Below are 17,700 nucleotides of genomic sequence, written 5' to 3'. Positions count from 1 at the left end.
TTAGAAATTCCTAATGCTTAACCTATAACCCAGTAGTTTGTGCTCCAGCTCAATTTGGGCCTTCCAAATATCTTTACTGCTATAGCGAGCCACTGAATTCACTTCACCACTGCGTGAGAGTTTTCGCGTGTAAATTCCCTCGACAATAGCCTCGTCCAAATTCCAGCCTACGGGCAATACTTCACGAAGCTGGGCTATTGGCCAGTATACAAACTGGATATCTGCCAGCAATTTCTCTGGTGGCACTCTCTCTACTCTACTCATATGGTAATCGGTGCTGACCTGATTACCATCGTATGTAACATCCAGCAGGCTTATCCCTTCAGGGCTGAGAAGAGATATCTTTAAACTCTCCATAGTGTGGAAAGTAGCCGCCATCAATTCATACTCATCGCCTTGATAGACAATGCGTAAATGTTGATTGAGCTGGCGCGGTCCCTCGCTCAATAGCGGGGCCAAAGGCCAACTTTGCAGCTCTTCTTTCCTCCCCCCTGTGGACATACATCCCACCAGAGTAAGAAAGCTCAAAAACAGTATTACTTGGCGGAACATATTTCTACCAGTGTATTCAATCGACGCTCAGCAGCGGCAACAAACGGATTTTTTTTATCCCATGCATAACCAGCCAAGATTGAGCAAATCATGCCTTTTATTTCTTTTTGGTCGGTTTGATAAAAAATTACATCCTGGAAACGACCGTCATACCAAGCTTTGACATAGGTTTTAAAAACTTCCACACCATGCTTCAGGGGTTCAACAAACTCTTCATCCCAATCAACCACATCCCCTGAGAGCTGGCGATGCAGGCACTCAACTGCTAACTCTGAGGATTTCATTGCGATGGTAACACCGGATGAAAATACCGGGTCTAGAAACTCTCCGGCATTCCCCAAAAGCGCAAAACCAGGGCCGGCCAGTTTGGTCACATCACTGGAATATCCGCAAATACGTTGTATTTCCGTATCGAATTTTGCATTGCGCAGAGTTTTTGCCAACTCGGGGGCGGAGGCAATAGCCCCTTTCAATATCTGTTCCGGATCCTGCCCCCAGGCCGAAATCTTTTCTTTCTCACCTACAACCCCAATAGAAGCTCTTCCATCTGCAAAGGGAATCAACCAGTACCAAATATCCCGCTCACTGGGATGCACAGTGATTAAGATTTTATCCCGGTCAAAATGGCTATCATCAATATTGTCTTCAACATGTGTAAATACAGATTCTCGAACAGGAAACTCTGACGGACGATCGAGATCAAGTAATCGCGGTAAAACTCTGCCAAAGCCACTGGCATCCAATACAAAGCGCGCCTGGAAAGCCAGGTTTTCTCCATCATTCTCGGCGATTAACTTTGCGTTATTCTCAGCAATATCAACTGACACTACAGAATGGCGATAATAGACCTTAACTCCCTGGCGCTCGGCTTCATCAGCCAGGATTTTATCAAACTTAGCTCGCTGTACCTGGAAGGTGGTGCCATGTCCAGGGGAGAACTTCTCCCGGAAATCAAATGACGTACGAGCACCATCCCACTCAAAAGCAGCACCATTTTTATATTGAAAGCCCGCTGATTTCACAGCTTCTAACATATCTGCTTTTTCAAGATACTCGATACATTGAGCCAGTAGGCTTTCGCCAATAGAAAAGCGAGGAAATTCTTCCCGCTCAACTATCGAAACTTGCCAACCTTTTTTAGCCAATAACGCACCTGCGATAGCTCCGGCAGGACCGGCACCAATAATAACAACGTCAGACTTAATTTCTTTCATTGGCTAATATCCCTTACCCCGTGTACAAAAAAATAAAAATGCCAACAACAAAGTTAATACTGTGCCCACAGCCAGGACTAACCCAAAATTTGCTATCGCCGGTGTGCCAGACAATGCTAACAAACCAAACCCTAAAAAAGTTGTTAACCCAGCCATAGCTATCGCCAGCAGGGTATAATACTGCTCTGCCTTTCTGCTTGTATGGCTAAATATTGCGTAATCTATACCAATACCAAAGACAAGTAATAAAGCCGCAACATGAAATAAATTAATTGCTGATCCCTGTAAAATCACTATCGCCAGGGTGCCTAGTACTGCGCTGGTTGGAAGTGCAACTATACTTAAGGCTTGTTTTATTCCTGTTTTAGTTGCAGTTACCAGAAATACAACAATGAATATTAATGGCAGTAATTGCAGCAACAGATCACGCTGTTGTGACATAATATTAGAGATATTTCTGGTAGTATCGACATAGGTTACTCCAGACAGTAACTCTAAAGATGACAAATCTTCTTTTAAGCCATAAATACGAACCACAGAATAACAGTGATTATTTTCACAACCCAACCATAGTCCTTTATATTGCCGACCTGCAACTGGCAACCATTCAGAGAAGTTAAAGGTATTAAATGGCTGTATTTTAGAACTTAACTGCTGGTTAATATCTTGTGCAGAATAACCTAATTGCTGATAAAAAGACCTAACAGCATCCCCACTGTAGAACTTCGACAATAACTTCCAATCAGCTTCTTGAACCTCTTTTGGAGGTATCCGGTTAGTTACCCCCTGAAAACCACTAATAATTTCCTTTTCTACTAAATAGCCCAGTTGATTTCTAAGTTCCCATTCTCGTGTTAATACTTGTTGTTCATCTTCACCAAAAACCAAAAAGTAACGGGAGTCTGGCCGAGATTTAATCAGAGAATTTAGATCTATTTCATCTTGTGTAAGAAATTCTGGAGGCTGGTAAAACAGTTTTAGGTCATCATTAAATTGAATTTTCTGAAGTGCCGCAGATCCAAAAATCAACAGCCCAACCAATGGAAACAGGTAGTACCTAATATTGAGTTTAGGAAACTGACTGGAAAACGATAAAGGCCTATGCTTAATATTAATCCAGCCTGGGAATAGCAGGATTACAGTCAACCAAGCCCCTATTAAACCACAACCGACAAAAACCCCTATTTGTTGTAAAAGCGGAAAAGGTGTTAATGCAAGAGAGAAAAATGCCAAGCAGCTTGATATCAAGCCCAGCAATAGCCCAGGTAATATATCCTTATCTTTTGGCTTGCCCAGCCTCAATCTATTACAAATAAAGTGAAATGCGTAATCGATTGCCAATCCAGAAACCGTTGTACCAAATACAAAAGCCAGTATATGAATTTGGCCTAAAATGATAATAACACCAGATATACCACTGGCCATGCCACATAGAATTGCGAATGTACAGGCTAGTAGAGGTTTTAATGAGCGAAAGACAACAATACATAGACAGCAAATAGCAAGGATCGAAAGGGAGCCAATTAGGCGTATTTCATCCTGTGCCATAGCAGCAGCATACTCTGTGTGCAGGGGGGCCCCAGCTACCAGCAGAGAATAACCATTTTTTTGGGCCCATTGCTTTAATTCTGACTGTAAAGAAAGAAGTGATATATCGCTCTCTCCAGTCAAATCAACTGGTGCGGCCAGCGTATAAAGTAGGGTAAAACCTTTATGTCCTTCTGTATGTACCGGGATTCCATCAAAGACTTGTGGAGTAACTCCAATATCAGCGGTAAAGTAATTGCGAAAAGTTGAGAAAGTATCTTTCTCCAAGTCAATTCCAGCGCCGTCAGGCCCGTATAACTTACTCAATTGACGCTGTATAAGTTCCTCTGGCGTAGTGTCTAATAACGCCCTATCTTCAGGGCTGAGTAGCTGTTGGCGCAGAGGGAAGAGCAGCTCCCACTCCTCTTTATAGCTTTCAGAATCGGCCCAACGATATTCAACAGACTCTAAAGATTTAGTGGCCTTTAGTTTCTGCGCCAACTCTTGGGTATGCCTGGCCAGACGTTGTGCTTCTTTTCCTTCAGAAACTAAAACCCAAATTAGACTTCCCTGTAATTGCTGACTGACTTTTTTCTGGATGCCAGCACTACTTACCGAGTCGGAGTTATTATCAGCTAATAACAAAATATCTGTTTGTAGCCAGCTAGATTGATAGCGTAATACAGTTATCCCAAGGATTACACTAACAAAGGAAAACCAAATAACAACTCGACGTGACATGGGATTATTTCTGGTTATCTTCTGAGAATTCACTCAGCAGTTGACTGTTATTAGCTTCAACTGAATGTAAATTCATAATATCTATTTCAGTAATTGCCATGTTGGCTTCAGCTAGTACTATTTTCCGAATCTTTTTGTCTCCCACGACTTCTATCGATTCAATAACCTTTCTAAAAGCCTCTTGCTTGGGAATTAAGTTAATTCGCCATTGCTCTTCTGCGATCTGTGGTCCCACCGTAAAAGTCTGATCCAACTCGCTAAAATCACCACTGATTATCTTTAATAGAGGATCAGCCACATGATTTCCTACAATATTGCTATTGACCCGATTTCCGGAATCAGCATCATCTAGTTTAAATATTCGATGGGATTCTATTGGATTCTCTATTCGCCAGCTTAACCCTAACTCTTCGGAAATAGCCAGGACGCCTGAAGAAACCAGAGGCCTGGGCAACTGGGGCAGCCTCTTTGTCTGGGAAAAAGTGCCAAGCATCTGTGGAGATGACACAATGTTTTTCTCTATCTCCCGCAAAATCGCCTGCTGCTCCGAAGTCAAAGCAGAAGTTACTGTGGAAAATAGAAAACAAATAAAAAATAAAACCAAACGCTTGGCAGTCATCACTAATTTACCCCCAATTTTTCCAGCAAAATTGGAGGCGATGCAAACAGCATTTCGGCACTGCTTATTTCGACAGCTACCTGTACGGTATGTCCTTTTGTTAAGCGTACACCGGTATCTCTATCTGTTATCGTATAATTAATCTTAAATCGATTTTCATATTCAGAAACCTCAGCGCGAATAACAATCCACTGCTGAAATCGCAAAGGCTTGGCATATCGTACGCGCAAATCTATGACCGGCCAGGCAAAACCTGATTCCTTCATCTGTTGGTAGTTATATTCCAACTGATCAAACAATGCACATCGGGCTATTTCAAAGTACTTTGCATAATGCCCATGCCAAGCTATCTCCATCATATCCACATCGTGGAAAGGAATTTGTAGTTCAACTTGTGCCGTCCATTTTTCAGGGCGCATAGGTTTATTAGTTTTCATATAAGCGCCAATGTCTTTGCTGAATTAACGAAACGAATTTTCTCAATGGCTGTTCAAGCTCTCTATCTTCCTCCAGAAAAGAAAATTCATCTCCTATCTGCCTGATTGTGGTATTAAGAGCGGTGGATAATTTTTCCAAATCCACTCCTCCACTACGAACCCGAAGTTGAATGCCCTGCCAAGCAACCATCAGTGCCGCTGCGGTTGTTTGCTCCGTTAACTGTAATACCCTGATACAGTCCCTGGCAGCAATGGTGCCCATACTGACCTTATCCTGGTTATGACACTCCGTTGATCTGGAAAAAACGCTTGCGGGCATGGTCTGCTTTAGTGCTTCAGCAGTCCAGGCACTCGCACCAATTTGAACAGCCTTAAAGCCATGGTTAATCGATCTTCGAGGCCCGGTTACACCTGATAGGTTTGCCGGGAGTCCATTATTGAACTTAACGTCTACCAGTTGGGCTATTTGTCGATCCAGTAAGTCAGAGAGGTTTGCTACCGCATTCTTCAGGCTATCCATGGCGAAGGCTATATGCCCACCATAGAAGTGCCCACCATGAAGCACCCTCTCGTTTTCACCATCGATGATCGGGTTATCATTGGCACTGTTTAGTTCGTTATGAATAAACTGCTGGAGCCAGGGCAGAGAGTCCTGTAATACACCCACTACATGGGGAGCGCACCGAAGTGAATAGCGATCCTGCAATCGGCTATTTTGTCTTGGAGCGGCACCAGCATTGAGATCGTCATGAATCCACTTTGCAATTTGGTTTTGACCGGGGTGAGGCTTCACTGCAAAAAGCGCGCTATCGAAATGATAGGCATTGCCATCCAACGCAACGCTCATCATGGAGGTAATACGAGCACTCAGCTGTGCTAGATACTCTGCCCGTTTGTAGGCTAAGCACGCCAAGCCAGTCATTGCGGCGGTGCCATTCATTATCGCCAAACCCTCTTTTGGGTATAGCTTCAATGGCTCAATCTGTAATTCATCGAATACCTCAGCAGTATCTCTCTGATGGCCTCGGTACCAAACTTTGCGCTCCCCGCACAAAACCGCAGCAACATAAGACAGTGGGGTCAAGTCGCCACTGGCTCCCACAGAACCCTCTTGGGGAATTACCGGAATAATGTCTTTCTGAAGTAACAAAACCAATTGCTGCAACAGCCGATATCGGACCCCTGAACTGCCCTTTGCGAGGCTGGCAATCCGGGCAGCAACAATCGCTCTACTCTGCTCAAGAGTAAAGACTTCCCCCATTCCACAACCATGGAAGGTAAATAATCGATGAGGTAACTCTTCCACCAGGTCTGCAGGAATACTTTCAGTACAGGAATCACCATATCCAGTGGTTACTCCGTAGATCACACCTTCCTTCTGCCAAAGGCTATCCAGGAACTCGGCACCGCGATTTATCCTTGCGACAAAGGCCTCTTCATCAGATAGAGAGATATCGCCACGGCCAGCTGCAATGGTGTTTACCTGATCAATAGATAGATCTGTGCCATCAAAGACTATTTGGGTTCGTTGTAATACTGCTGAATTCATTTTTGCTGATCCCAGAACGGGTAAAAGTTATACCATTGCAAAGGTGCTATATGACAATAGCGTTCCAACCGTCGCGCAAACTCCTCGACAAGAGAGCGAATATGCCCCTCTCTGTCACCGCGTTTCATCACAACGCGATCGCAGAGTTTTTCCATATAAATATCGTATCCGGAAGTACTGCGCAGACAGAAAAGTGTGTACACCGGGCATTTGAGCAGCGCAGCAAGAATATAAGGCCCCTGGGGAAAAGGCGCTTTTCGCCCTAGGAATTCTGCCTCGCAGGTGCGCCCCATAGAGTTAATAGGTGTTCTATCACCGACAATAACAACCAGCTCCCCAGCCTCAACAGCCTCGGAGAGTCGCATCGCTAAAGCGGGAGTTACTTCTGTCACCTGAATAAGCCGTACTTGACTCAGGGGATTGAGCATCTTCATCATGCGATTAAATTTCACCGCATGCTTTGTATGCACCAACACATTTACCCGTACCTTTGTCAGGCTGCCAAGCGCTCTGCAAACCTCCAGGTTCCCGAGATGAGATCCAATTATTAATCCACCCTGGCCACTAGCCGCCAACTGGTGAAGACCCGCTCTTTTCGGGAAATTTACCTGACTATCCGGGATACCCACAAACCAGGCTTCAAGCTTTTCTCTAGCGCTGTTAGCAAAATTAAGAAAAATTCTAAATCCGGTTTTCCAATTCGGTTCTATACCGCAAGATGGATAGCGTTTGGCAAATAATTCCAAGTACTCACGGATCGAATTGCGGCCACTCTGATTTTTTAGGTAATAGCATAAAACTACCGGGTATACCGCAACTTTAAAGGCAATTGGACCCAACCAGTGATGCAACCAGAATAAGAACTTGATGCCCAGGAAAAAGCCTTGTTCCCGGTATTTTGACCAGTGTAAATTACTCACGCTTTTCGCCCTACTGTCGAAATACGCAGAGTTCTGGCCAACATGCCAAAAAATAGACGGGTGTGCATTGCCGATATAAGGAAGTTATCCTCAAATCCCCGGAAATGGGAAACGCCATCTATTGGGTAGCTCACATTAACAGGTACCTGGCAAAGACCGCCTTTGCTCCAATACCACCGTACCAAGATCTCTGGATCAAAATCCATTCGATCACCGGTATACTCGTTATCTAACAAATCTACAGTTCGAGATAAGGGATAACAACGCAGCCCACACATGGAATCCTTAATCTCCAGAGAAAGAGTATTAATCCAGATCCATACATGAGTTAGATAGCGTCCCCACAAACGAACTTTAGGTACTGATTTATCGTATTGCGGATAGCCACAAATCAGTGAATCAGGGCACTTTCTGCTTTTCTCTAGGAATTGAGGTATGTCAGCGGGGCTGTGTTGACCATCGGCATCGACTTGAATTCCATGACTATATCCAAGCTCTTTCGCAGCTCGCAGACCACTTTTTACCGCAGCACCTTTTCCACCATTAGCCTGGCGAACAACCAAGTGAACCCGGGGACCATAGCTCTGCTCTAAGCGTTGTAGTTCAATTCTACAGGGTTTATCACAGCCATCATCTACCAGAATGTAAGGCAGGTTAAAGCCATCCAGAGATGCCAGCGTCTGTGCGATCGCCCCCTCATGATTATAAACAGGTATTACAAAACAAAAGTTAGACATGGCTGAAGCACAACCTACCACTGCTATATTCTATATTGCCATCTTGAGTGTTTCGAAAAGAATAATTTAATTTGTTCTTTTCCTGGCTGAACTCCAAAGATAAAGTGACAGCATCACCGGGCATCATTAACTGTTTAAATTTAATCACTTCCATTTGGGTAAACGTACTGCCGGCTTTTACAAGTGGGCGGCCAAAATGCATAGCCCAATCCAGCTGTACCACTCCCGGCACTACCGGTGAGCCTTCAAAATGACCATCCAAGCAAGGCAAATCGTCATTAACCGTAAAATTAACTTGACGAGTATTATCTAATATTTCGCTGCTAATAATCTGTGGCACCATTGCTGCCGGAATTTCATCAAAAAGTTGCATTAGCAGGTCTCTCGTTATTTTTCCCTGTAAGTTAGTGGGAATTTCATCAACAAAACGCCAAGAACGTGGCACAGCCACGCCATCAAGATCCTTGGCCAGGGTTTCTCTAAGTTTACGAACAAGAGAAGCCTTTCCTTTCTTTTGCAATAGTTCTTTCCCGGATTCCGTAAGTGTGGCAACAGCGGCAACTACTTTTCTTTTACGCTCCAGGACAAGTGCATTGGCTTTTACAATATATGAGCTACCAACTAGTAGGGACTCAACCTGTGTAAGAGAAATTCTTTTCTCTTCAATCTTAATAATGCGATCAGCCCGCCCCTTAAGTTCGAACATACCGTCTGTACTTATTTGTACTTTGTCCTGACAAATAAACTCCTTGGGTAACCACGGAGAAGAGACTTTGAGTAACCCATCGCTATTTTTTGCAATGTTCACTCCTTTTAGTGGACTCCAACTTTTCTGACGCAATTGATTACGCCAGGCAATCCCCCCGGTTTCAGTGCTTCCATAGACCTCTATGGGCTGGATTCCACACAACTGATCAATCGCCTTTGCATCTACTTCCAGTAAAGGCCCCCCAGAAGAAAAGATATCCACTAAGGACTTTCCTAACTCCCATGGCCAGGAAGAAATACGGCGACTTAACTGTGCAGGGCTTGCAACCCACACGGCAGGCCCCCATTTCTGGGCGTCTTGGAGTAATCCCACAATATCCACATAAGTCTTACTAACAAATCGACGCCCGCTGGCTAGCGGCCACAGTAATTTAAACAGTAAGCCATATATATGCTGGTGGCTTACTGTTGCCAAAGTAATTGTATTAACCACCCGGGATGACCACTTCAGATTATGGGCCTTAACCTCATTGAGCAATTGAGATAAGGTTTTATCAACGGTTTGTGGTTCACCGCTGGTTCCTGATGTGAATAATTGAATACCAGCATCAAAATAACTGGGAACAGATAGCTCTTCGCTATATTGATCCGGAATATTTATACTAAATGCCGAGCTATCTTCCCAGCTGCCCAGTAATAGGGTTTGCTCACCCAGTTTTTGCTGAGTAAATCGCTTGTTATTTGCCGGAATAACAACGACTTCACAACAAGACATAGCTGCAAAAAAGAGCAAACTAAACTCGTAACTATCTTCACAGAAAATGGCAGCTCTTTTGATCCCAGCTTCGTTTAGGGATTTCTTTAGCTTTCGCTCAACAAATGCCAATTCACGTTTAAATTGTGCGAATGAAATTTCCCCACGACTTGAATAGCTAACTACTGCCTGGTCATTCGAGTAACCAAACACCTGTTCAAACTGTACTTTGTCCACGGCCTTAACTCACACCTTATTTTGGACGCGACGACGCAGTAGCCATTCACCACCCATCATAATTCCCATTAGCACGTATGAAACAAGGCCATTGTAAAGAGTCCAGACTTTCATATCGCCGTTTAAAACAGTTGCCAGTGCGAGGCTTCCATTAATTAAAAAGAATAGACACCATGCCTTGGTAACCTTTCGTGTATATACAATACCTTCAGGTGGTAAATCTGGAGTCGTAAGGCGAGCAAGCCGTTCTACTAATGTTTTCGGTTGACTCAAACTGTATAAAAACATTGAAAATAGAATCAGGTTACAAAGTACTGGATACCAAAGAAGTCCGTTTGAATCGCCCCTTAACCAGGAAACCCCAACAACAAAAGCCAAGGCCACAGCCATTAACTTGGTGCCAATCGCCTTATTCGCGCCGCCAAACAATACCCTTAAAACCGCAACCATCAACAGCAGTAACAGAATACTACTTAAAGACAAGTATTCTATGCCAAAGTAAATTGCCATAGGGTATAGTGTCAGAATAATGACCAATATTAGCTGCGCGAATCGACTCACTTCTCTGCCATTACCTTTTCAATTGCACCAACTACATCTCCAACAGTTCTTACACTTTTGAACTCTTCAGGTGCAATTTTCTTTCCTGTTACTTCTTTCAAGCGAACAATTAGGTCCACAGCATCAATACTATCTATATCAAGATCATCAGAGAGGTGGGCTTCTTCTGTTATATCTGCCTCATCGACCTCAAACATCTCAACCAGAATTTCGGTCAATTTTGGTAAAATTTCTTCTCTGCTATTCAACATAAATACCTCTATTATGCGCGGCTGCTGCTGACAAAATTTGCCAGGCTATTCACATTAGCAAAATGCGATTTTGTATCTTCGCTTTCTGCATCTATTGATATGTTGTATTTTTTTTGCAGAGCAAGACCTAACTCTAGTGCATCAATAGAATCCAGCCCCAAGCCCTCTCCAAAAAGGGGCTCATCTGCTACGATTTCTTCTGGAGTAATATCTTCCAGATTTAATACATCAATAATCAGAACTTTAAGCTCTTCAACTAACTCTTTCACGCAGCACACTCCTCGGTAAAAAATGCTTTTAATTCTTGAGTAACCTCTCGGGCTACTTGTGGTGTTTCATCTTTTTCTTTTACTTGAATAAAACTCTCTGATTCATTCACATCGAATTGAAAATGTGGTCGACTCAGAGGAATACTGTACCAAGGAATATTTTTCATCAGCATCGGTGGATTACACCGTATTGTTACCAGAGTTGGGGTCACCCCGGAGCGTAACGCCATGTAGGCTGCCCCACGCTGAAACCTAAACGGTTGTCCTGGTACAGAGCGAGTTCCCTCTGGAAAGAGAACTACTGATTCCCCTTTTTGTAGTGATTTCGAAGCCAGTTCGATAATCTGTTCCGGGTCATCATTAGGTATATAGCCTGCAGTCATTACTGCGCCGCGCATAAACGGGTTTCTAAATAAACTGGCTTTTACAATACAGTTGGCATTCGGTATTCGGGATATTAGAAATACCACATCAATAAGCGATGGATGATTTGCCAATATCAATTGGCCTGGTTTAGCTAACTTTTGTTCATCACGAAATTGATAGGTGTAGATTCCCGTGATATGCATAAAGCCAATAAACAATCGAAAAGCGTTGTGGATACACAAACGAGCCTTGCATTTTCGAACTTCTGTGTCCCGATAGATCACCTTTAATGGTGGGAACAGAACAAACCGCAGTATCAATCCACCGATACCGAACAGGCTAAATGCTATCGCCGTAGCGACCAACCTTAGCCAATACTTGTCTTTTTTCTTTACCGGCAATAAGTTAACTGGCATTGATCTGTAGCTCCCATCTCTCTGAAACAGGTATACGCCCCTCGCGATCAATCAAAGATCTAATCAACGGAAGCTGGTAATCAGGCTCTGCAAATACTGACTCAGCTCCCGCACATTCACTGGCAATTAACGATAGTTTTATATCTGTATCACTAGATTTATGTTTCGCCAAGCGCATAGCCGTTGCGCAAATATATGTTGAACTCTCAGCGCTGGGATAGTACATCTCAGGTAGTGTTTCTTCACAGAACACTAAAAGCAATTCCTCAGCACCCTCTTGGAGTAGACCAGCAGCCTCTATAAAACCCGACTGCATAGGAAAATCTCCCCCAGCTAACGCAAGTGCTGGAGACCTGGTTTTACAGGCAATAGAGAACTGTCCTGCAATTGCGTTGTGTACAGAAAGTCCAAATGCAGTTGGCGATAGGTCTTCACTTGCTGCAACGCCTTGTAACAAGGAATAAGTCCTCATTGCTTCGCCATGCACTGAGCAAAGCAGTAAAGGAATATCTTCCTGCTCTAATAGCGGAAAAGCGGTATTAAAAACGGCTTTAGCCAGCGGACTCAACCGACGGCGCTGCATTGCGGGAAGAAAAGACACATCCGCCTGGCTATTTCCACCAAGCTGCTTTTCTCCTCTACGCCAACCCTGCCAATCCGATTGATCTGATATTCCCGAGCACCATGCTCGCCAATTACTGACAACAAATTCCATAACCAAACATTAATTCTGGAGCAGAGCTCCATCCCCCAAAATCAAAAAGCTGAAGCTGGCCTTTCCCACCATTATTTTTAGTTGGCTAATAGGTATTGCGCGACCAGAGACAGGGCGGGAATGGTACACAAAATGACCAATAGCCGCCAGTAAAAGCGCTGAATTATAGGTCGATGCGCGGCCTTAGATTACAGTGAAATACACGGGCTTTTCCGGCCACTTATTCTCTCGTACTATGGTACACATTTGCCATGGAAAACTTGTATTGCACAGCCCCCCAGCCGTTAAAGTGAAGGTTTTTTAAGTCGACCAGATTCCATCGCTTCCAAAGGGAACAAATTCTTAGGGGTTATCAAATGCCTTACTTTACCTACTCTTCCTTCAATAGCTGGTCAGGAAACTGGCAGGGAGAATCCGTTCATCTACTGGGAAGCACTGAGCTCTCACGGCTGGAGAAAATACACAGCATTAAACGCCGAGCCCAGTTCCTGGCCGGGCGAATATTACTGCGCACTTTAATTGCGGAGCAATACGAGTATTCACCTTGGGAAATTACAGTTGAGGCCGAAGCACCGACCATTGCTATGGTTAGAGGAAAACCCCTTTGTCATATTTCCATAAGCCATTCCGATGACTTTGTTGCCGTAGCAATAGCGGAAACTCCAGTAGGTATTGATTGCGAATATGAGTCCCGCCAAAGGAATTGGTTGGCCATGGCTAAGCAATACTTCCACAAGGCGGAGATAACCGAACTAAACTCGCTCCCGACATCGCAAGTAGCTGCTTGTTTCCTCACTAAATGGACCGCCAAAGAAGCATTAGCTAAATGTTCTGGTGTCGATTTGGGGCAGCTGCTGGCCTCAGCCCCTGTAATTAACCGACCTCAGCAATTGAACCATCCGTACAAGAATTACCTATTGTGGACAGGACAGCCGAGGCCTGGAGCCTACCTAAGCCTTGCGGTTAAACACAATCAAGCCACCTCTGTCGTAAACCCAATAGGCACATTTAGAGCTAGCCACTGCGGGAGAACAAGCGATAGTACTATCCTGAAGCCAATCAATGGTTTCAGTTAGGGTTGCTCCCAGGGCGTTCAAACCGCTCAATCCCTGGAAAATAAATCCCCAAAGAAATCACCTTCGTACCAATATGGTTGACTGTCGGCATCGGCAACTTGCCGGGCAATCAGGTAATTTACCTGGGTAAATTGCTCAGCCGCCTCATAATTAATCTGCTCGTCCGCAGCATCCCCTGGCTTGTGGTAGCGCTCGCGAAAGAAAGCCATCTGTGCAGCAGTACCATCCACACTGGGGTCTTTTGCCTCCCTTCCGGTAATCAAGTAGATTGAGGGCACTCCGCGACGGACAAAATTGTAGTGGTCACTGCGCACGAAGATAACTTCCTCCGGCATAGGATCGGGACTGAGTTTAAGCCCGGAACGGTTTGCAGCCTCCTCCGCAACTCGCCCCAAAGATGAATGTTCAGCACCGAAAGCAATAATATCGCGGAATGGATAGAGCAGCATGGGCATATCAAGGTTGATATTGGCTACGATCGATTCCAGTGGCACCGTGGGGTACTCGGCAAAATAATCCGATCCCAGCAAACCTTTTTCCTCTGCGGTAACAGCAACGAACAGCAGTGATCTTCGAGGATTTTGCCCGGATTCAACAAAAAGACGTGCGGTTTCCAACATCACCGCGATACCGGCAGCGTTATCCTGGGCACCGTAGTAAATCTCGCCGTCCTCTTTCTTTCCAACATGATCCAGGTGTGCGGAAAAAACAACATATTCATCTTTCAGGAGTGGATCACTTCCCGGTAAAACGGCCACTACATTCGGGCTGGTTACGCGCTTGTGGTTAGAGCTGCTGCTCATTTTTGCACGGTAACTAAGGGGGAAGCCTTCTGGGTTTTTTCCTTGCTCGATATCGGCAAAAATACTTTCAAGACTGCGCTCAGCGCCATCAAACAGCTTGCCGCCTGCAGCGATGCTCAACATTACTCCCGGGTGCATCCCCGGGATTGCACTACCGGGCATACCAGTCTTTTTCACCCAGTCAAAAGTGTCGTCAAAACGGTGCTTCGCATAGTAGTCAAATGGGCGGCGTTTCTCCCGCTCAGGTGTATAAAGGCGAACAAAACCCACAGCGCCATGTTTTGCAGCAACCTGGCGTTTGGTGCGAGGAGAGGAGTGGTGAGCCCCCACTTCACTGGGCAAGCTCTGCGGCCGGCCAGCTAACACGACGACAATCTTTCCCTGTACATCCAGGCCGTGATAGTCATTAATGCCAAAATCCGGAGCCTCAATACCGTAACCGACAAATACCAACTGGGCATTGATCTGCGAGCGCTCACTCAGTGCGGAGGGCGATGCTAGAAAGTCCTCGCCAAATTGCATGGCGATTTCATCGTTCTGGCCCTCTAAGACAAATTCAGGATCACTCCCATCCCAACTGGCACTGCGAAAAGGCACTTCCTGGAGGTAACCTTGCTCCCCTGCTGGAATCAGCCCCATCTTTTTAAATTGGCCAGCCACATACTGTGCCGCTTGGCGATAACCCTCGCTACCGGTATCGCGACCCTCTAGTTCCGCTGATGCGAGGAAATTGATATCTCTACGGATATAATCACTATCTGCAATGGGGCCAGTGCTGTTAATGCTGGAGGTGGTACAAGCCACCAATAGTGCCATAGCCAGGGCACCCAATAGACTTTTAACTCTCATGGGGAGTGCTACTTCTCAGGAATACAAAGCGTGATTGTTGATACGGACAGGTCATTTGAAATCGCACCACTACAGGTGCTTGTGGACCGTCAAGCAATTGTCCATCTTACCACGATTTAGGGCAATCTAAGCTGAGGCCCAGTGAGCTGCGCCCTGACTGTACTCGCTAAACTCATCTATGCAGCCTTCCCCAAACCGGGGAACGCTTGTCCAACCGCATAAGCTACTTTCTCGTAGGCATTATCCGCACAAAAATCTCCATGAGCCGCAAGAAAGTGCAAAAATGGCTGCCTTAGGATTTGTTCGAAATCGTACTTCAACCACAGCCTGGCATTTTTATCACTTGGTGTCACCCTTGCTCTCCAGGAGGGAGCAATCTGCATACCTCGGCGGATACCAGAAAACCTCAGCAGGTTTTTACCAAACCAGGTACATCCATTCCATGACTGCCAGTACTGCAGGGCATCACAACTGACCAGTAGTCCGCCACTAAACGGGAGCCACAATACGGCCTCTGGAAACTGACTTTGGGAAAAGACAATAAAGCGCCCCCCCGGTATTGGACAAACATCCTCCTGTCGCAACACCTTATCTGCTTTTGGCGGATAAAAATCTGAGCCGCGCTGTGTCCAAAAGGTAAGATCAAAGTGGTCTCTGTAGTAGAGATCATCACGTCCATGGTGATAACCGAGCCGTATCGCGTGACTCACACGCCCAAGATCTTTTAACTTTTCCTCCTGCTGTGGACGCAATCTGATGGGATTAATCAAGGTAAGGTGATCCTGCCAGCGAGCGATTCCCATATTGCGATTGATAGTCACCCCCGGCGCTAGTTTGATAGTTCCGGGAACATAAAAAAAATTAGGTAACAACTGGCGAATCTCGCCATGGGGCTCTGTGGGGGGGTAGTTGATACGCACTGGCAGGCTACATATCAGCTATATTGAACTCGATTTCGAATACCGCGCAGAATTTTTACTGCAAATTCCGCGCGCTCATCAGGGACAAAAATGTGGTCACAGTGTAGTGTGGAAACCACGCTGGTATCTATTCCAGCCTCCATTAATTCCTGGGCAACCACAGGAATAACCCGCACCGCATCAAGGCTAGCCAGGATCTGCAAAGTGATTTGGCGAAATGGGGCGCTTGCAGCAATATCTAATTGCCGAGCCGAACGTTGAGGCAGTATCACACTCATTCCCTCACCTTCTCGGAAGAAACACAAACTCTCTGACAAAATATCTGTAAACCGATTATCTGAAACCTGACAAAATACATAGATTTCATCGTGCAGCTTGGGATACAAAGTTCTCAATGCTCTCACTATGGATAGATCAGCTTTCATGCTTTCATGCTTTCATTGCCGTCTGGAAGTTTTCTCCAGCCTGATGAATACGACCGGCTTCTATACAATCGCACTGTTTTTGGATCAATCTTGCTGATTAATACCTGTACTTCAGGTGAAAGTAGTCCAATTCTAAAACTACTTTTCGCGGGATATCTATTACCCGGCAGGATATTTTAATTTGGAAAAAGCAAGATCACGCATTTTTTTAGAATTATTTTCCTAACAGGGTTAGCTGTTTAATAACTAAATATTTTTAAGAATTTTCCTGAAGTTTCGAGAAGTCGGATTTTAGGTGGTGGATAGTTAAAAATATATTGATGGGATTAATTCTTATTAAGAGAAATTGACCCAATGACGGTAAGAAGTTACGGATTTCTCAGCTCTTCACCATCAAATTCCGGTTCATTGGGCGCGGGAGTTGTATCCACTTCCGACGAATCCTGTTCAACCTCCCAGCTCTTCAGCACCGCATCAATATCCTTTTCCAGGCGCACACGGGGAAATTTGGGGCAGGGTGAATCTCTATCTGGATCATGCCATGCGGACAGGGGGGCTACAAAAACCACATAGGATTTATGCAGACGATTTCGTCCAATACTCACTTCCGTCCATGTTGTTTGCCAGGCAAACTTTCCCCTCACCGCATAATCGCTTTCGTAGGATTTTAAAGTGAGAAAATAGGGATAAATCTTCCCTCGCTTGCAAATAATTCTGCGTCCGGTCTTTATATTGGCCATTTGAGTAAATGGATCAAAATACCAATTAATATCGTATCCAAATACGAATTGCATCTCTCCATTTTGCCTTAAAAAAGCGTAGGATCTCCCAGTGCCATCGGGCTTGAGACTCCAGACATGCCGCGCTTCACCATCGCGGGAAATCAGCCAGGCCCCAACCCATTGACTGGCATCGTAGCGTGATTTTGCATGCCAGCCTTCATTGAGTGTTTTTCGTTTCTCTTCACTGGCATTTGCACTTACGACAAAAATTAGCAGTGGCAGGAAGAGATAGAATTTTATCCATTCCCACCCACTACTCATCTTTTCCACGC

19 protein-coding genes are annotated in these 17,700 nt (G+C 45.0%); 1 reads left to right on the top strand and 18 read right to left on the bottom strand.

Annotation, left to right across the window (positions count from 1 at the left end; translation table 11 throughout):
• Genes ACJJIE_RS17425 through ACJJIE_RS17360 form a run of 14 tightly spaced genes read right to left on the bottom strand, consistent with a single transcriptional unit; the run spans window position 1 to window position 12,573 of the window.
• Window positions 1-501 (bottom strand): ApeN family LolB-like membrane protein, encoded by a 501-nt coding sequence (locus ACJJIE_RS17425; RefSeq protein ID WP_444892482.1) that lies wholly within the window; start codon window positions 499-501, stop codon window positions 1-3.
• Between the two features lie 35 nt (window positions 502-536).
• Window positions 537-1,766 carry an NAD(P)/FAD-dependent oxidoreductase gene (locus ACJJIE_RS17420; protein WP_444892481.1) on the bottom strand — a complete coding sequence of 410 codons (1,230 nt, stop codon included), beginning with the start codon at window positions 1,764-1,766 and terminating at the stop codon, window positions 537-539.
• Between the two features lie 3 nt (window positions 1,767-1,769).
• The gene (locus ACJJIE_RS17415; RefSeq protein ID WP_444892480.1) at window positions 1,770-4,034 is read right to left on the bottom strand and encodes an MMPL family transporter; all 2,265 of its coding nucleotides are present in this window, start codon (window positions 4,032-4,034) and stop codon (window positions 1,770-1,772) included.
• Between the two features lie 4 nt (window positions 4,035-4,038).
• Window positions 4,039-4,653 carry a LolA family protein gene (locus ACJJIE_RS17410; RefSeq protein ID WP_444892479.1) on the bottom strand — a complete coding sequence of 205 codons (615 nt, stop codon included), beginning with the start codon at window positions 4,651-4,653 and terminating at the stop codon, window positions 4,039-4,041.
• A gap of 2 nt (window positions 4,654-4,655) precedes the next feature.
• The gene (locus ACJJIE_RS17405) at window positions 4,656-5,090 is read right to left on the bottom strand and encodes an acyl-CoA thioesterase (protein ID WP_413663945.1); all 435 of its coding nucleotides are present in this window, start codon (window positions 5,088-5,090) and stop codon (window positions 4,656-4,658) included.
• Window positions 5,080-6,639 (bottom strand): HAL/PAL/TAL family ammonia-lyase, encoded by a 1,560-nt coding sequence (locus ACJJIE_RS17400; RefSeq protein ID WP_444892478.1) that lies wholly within the window; start codon window positions 6,637-6,639, stop codon window positions 5,080-5,082. The genes ACJJIE_RS17405 and ACJJIE_RS17400 overlap by 11 nt, the downstream gene beginning before the upstream one ends.
• On the bottom strand, window positions 6,636-7,559 hold the full coding sequence (locus ACJJIE_RS17395; RefSeq protein ID WP_444892477.1) for a lysophospholipid acyltransferase family protein: 924 nt from the start codon (window positions 7,557-7,559) through the stop codon (window positions 6,636-6,638). Before ACJJIE_RS17395 ends, ACJJIE_RS17400 begins: the two co-directional genes overlap by 4 nt.
• Window positions 7,556-8,296, bottom strand: coding sequence for a glycosyltransferase family 2 protein (locus ACJJIE_RS17390; protein WP_282930482.1), 741 nt, complete (start codon window positions 8,294-8,296; stop codon window positions 7,556-7,558). The genes ACJJIE_RS17395 and ACJJIE_RS17390 overlap by 4 nt, the downstream gene beginning before the upstream one ends.
• Complete coding sequence (locus tag ACJJIE_RS17385) at window positions 8,289-9,995, bottom strand: ApeI family dehydratase (protein WP_444892476.1); 1,707 nt, start codon at window positions 9,993-9,995, stop codon at window positions 8,289-8,291. Before ACJJIE_RS17385 ends, ACJJIE_RS17390 begins: the two co-directional genes overlap by 8 nt.
• A gap of 9 nt (window positions 9,996-10,004) precedes the next feature.
• Entirely contained in the window at window positions 10,005-10,505 is a 501-nt protein-coding gene (locus tag ACJJIE_RS17380; protein ID WP_444892475.1) for a COG4648 family protein, read from the bottom strand.
• A gap of 47 nt (window positions 10,506-10,552) precedes the next feature.
• Window positions 10,553-10,807, bottom strand: coding sequence for an acyl carrier protein (locus ACJJIE_RS17375; RefSeq protein WP_202862844.1), 255 nt, complete (start codon window positions 10,805-10,807; stop codon window positions 10,553-10,555).
• 11 nt (window positions 10,808-10,818) lie between these two features.
• A complete protein-coding gene (locus ACJJIE_RS17370; RefSeq protein ID WP_108731261.1) occupies window positions 10,819-11,076 on the bottom strand; it encodes an ApeE family acyl carrier protein in 258 nt (85 codons plus the stop codon).
• Entirely contained in the window at window positions 11,073-11,858 is a 786-nt protein-coding gene (locus tag ACJJIE_RS17365) for a lysophospholipid acyltransferase family protein (RefSeq protein WP_444892474.1), read from the bottom strand. Before ACJJIE_RS17365 ends, ACJJIE_RS17370 begins: the two co-directional genes overlap by 4 nt.
• Window positions 11,848-12,573, bottom strand: a complete 726-nt coding sequence (locus ACJJIE_RS17360; protein WP_444892473.1) for a beta-ketoacyl synthase chain length factor — start codon at window positions 12,571-12,573, stop codon at window positions 11,848-11,850. Before ACJJIE_RS17360 ends, ACJJIE_RS17365 begins: the two co-directional genes overlap by 11 nt.
• A 356-nt stretch (window positions 12,574-12,929) precedes the next feature.
• Between ACJJIE_RS17360 and ACJJIE_RS17355 the strand changes: the two genes are divergently transcribed.
• The gene (locus ACJJIE_RS17355) at window positions 12,930-13,649 is read left to right on the top strand and encodes a 4'-phosphopantetheinyl transferase family protein (RefSeq protein WP_444892472.1); all 720 of its coding nucleotides are present in this window, start codon (window positions 12,930-12,932) and stop codon (window positions 13,647-13,649) included.
• A 26-nt stretch (window positions 13,650-13,675) separates the two neighbouring features.
• Here ACJJIE_RS17355 and ACJJIE_RS17350 read toward each other — a convergent pair whose 3' ends face one another.
• The 4 genes from ACJJIE_RS17350 to ACJJIE_RS17335 all read right to left on the bottom strand — a co-directional run bounded on the left by ACJJIE_RS17350 (window position 13,676) and on the right by ACJJIE_RS17335 (window position 17,689).
• On the bottom strand, window positions 13,676-15,301 hold the full coding sequence (locus tag ACJJIE_RS17350; protein ID WP_444892471.1) for a M28 family metallopeptidase: 1,626 nt from the start codon (window positions 15,299-15,301) through the stop codon (window positions 13,676-13,678).
• Window positions 15,302-15,477: 176 nt separating this feature from the next.
• On the bottom strand, window positions 15,478-16,221 hold the full coding sequence (locus ACJJIE_RS17345; RefSeq protein WP_444892470.1) for a hypothetical protein: 744 nt from the start codon (window positions 16,219-16,221) through the stop codon (window positions 15,478-15,480).
• Window positions 16,222-16,235: 14 nt separating this feature from the next.
• On the bottom strand, window positions 16,236-16,646 hold the full coding sequence (locus ACJJIE_RS17340; protein WP_282930496.1) for an ACT domain-containing protein: 411 nt from the start codon (window positions 16,644-16,646) through the stop codon (window positions 16,236-16,238).
• Window positions 16,647-17,014: 368 nt separating this feature from the next.
• Window positions 17,015-17,689, bottom strand: coding sequence for a hypothetical protein (locus ACJJIE_RS17335; protein WP_282930497.1), 675 nt, complete (start codon window positions 17,687-17,689; stop codon window positions 17,015-17,017).
• Between the last annotated feature and the right edge of the window lie 11 nt (window positions 17,690-17,700).

It is taken from the genome of Microbulbifer maximicatervae (SeqCode) (assembly GCF_052467325.1).
This window is presented reverse-complemented; position numbering and strand designations above follow the sequence as displayed.

Bases quoted from the DNA above. Each gene is read 5' to 3' on its own strand.
- ACJJIE_RS17425 (WP_444892482.1), bottom strand. From the start codon at position 501: ATGTCCACAGGGGGGAGGAAAGAAGAGCTGCAAAGTTGGCCTTTGGCC.
- ACJJIE_RS17420 (WP_444892481.1), bottom strand. From the start codon at position 1,766: ATGAAAGAAATTAAGTCTGACGTTGTTATTATTGGTGCCGGTCCTGCC.
- ACJJIE_RS17415 (WP_444892480.1), bottom strand. From the start codon at position 4,034: ATGTCACGTCGAGTTGTTATTTGGTTTTCCTTTGTTAGTGTAATCCTT.
- ACJJIE_RS17410 (WP_444892479.1), bottom strand. From the start codon at position 4,653: ATGACTGCCAAGCGTTTGGTTTTATTTTTTATTTGTTTTCTATTTTCC.
- ACJJIE_RS17405 (WP_413663945.1), bottom strand. From the start codon at position 5,090: ATGAAAACTAATAAACCTATGCGCCCTGAAAAATGGACGGCACAAGTT.
- ACJJIE_RS17400 (WP_444892478.1), bottom strand. From the start codon at position 6,639: ATGAATTCAGCAGTATTACAACGAACCCAAATAGTCTTTGATGGCACA.
- ACJJIE_RS17390 (WP_282930482.1), bottom strand. From the start codon at position 8,296: ATGTCTAACTTTTGTTTTGTAATACCTGTTTATAATCATGAGGGGGCG.
- ACJJIE_RS17380 (WP_444892475.1), bottom strand. From the start codon at position 10,505: ATGGCAATTTACTTTGGCATAGAATACTTGTCTTTAAGTAGTATTCTG.
- ACJJIE_RS17375 (WP_202862844.1), bottom strand. From the start codon at position 10,807: ATGTTGAATAGCAGAGAAGAAATTTTACCAAAATTGACCGAAATTCTG.
- ACJJIE_RS17365 (WP_444892474.1), bottom strand. From the start codon at position 11,858: ATGCCAGTTAACTTATTGCCGGTAAAGAAAAAAGACAAGTATTGGCTA.
- ACJJIE_RS17360 (WP_444892473.1), bottom strand. From the start codon at position 12,573: ATGGAATTTGTTGTCAGTAATTGGCGAGCATGGTGCTCGGGAATATCA.
- ACJJIE_RS17355 (WP_444892472.1), top strand. From the start codon at position 12,930: ATGCCTTACTTTACCTACTCTTCCTTCAATAGCTGGTCAGGAAACTGG.
- ACJJIE_RS17350 (WP_444892471.1), bottom strand. From the start codon at position 15,301: ATGAGAGTTAAAAGTCTATTGGGTGCCCTGGCTATGGCACTATTGGTG.
- ACJJIE_RS17340 (WP_282930496.1), bottom strand. From the start codon at position 16,646: ATGAAAGCTGATCTATCCATAGTGAGAGCATTGAGAACTTTGTATCCC.
- ACJJIE_RS17335 (WP_282930497.1), bottom strand. From the start codon at position 17,689: ATGAGTAGTGGGTGGGAATGGATAAAATTCTATCTCTTCCTGCCACTG.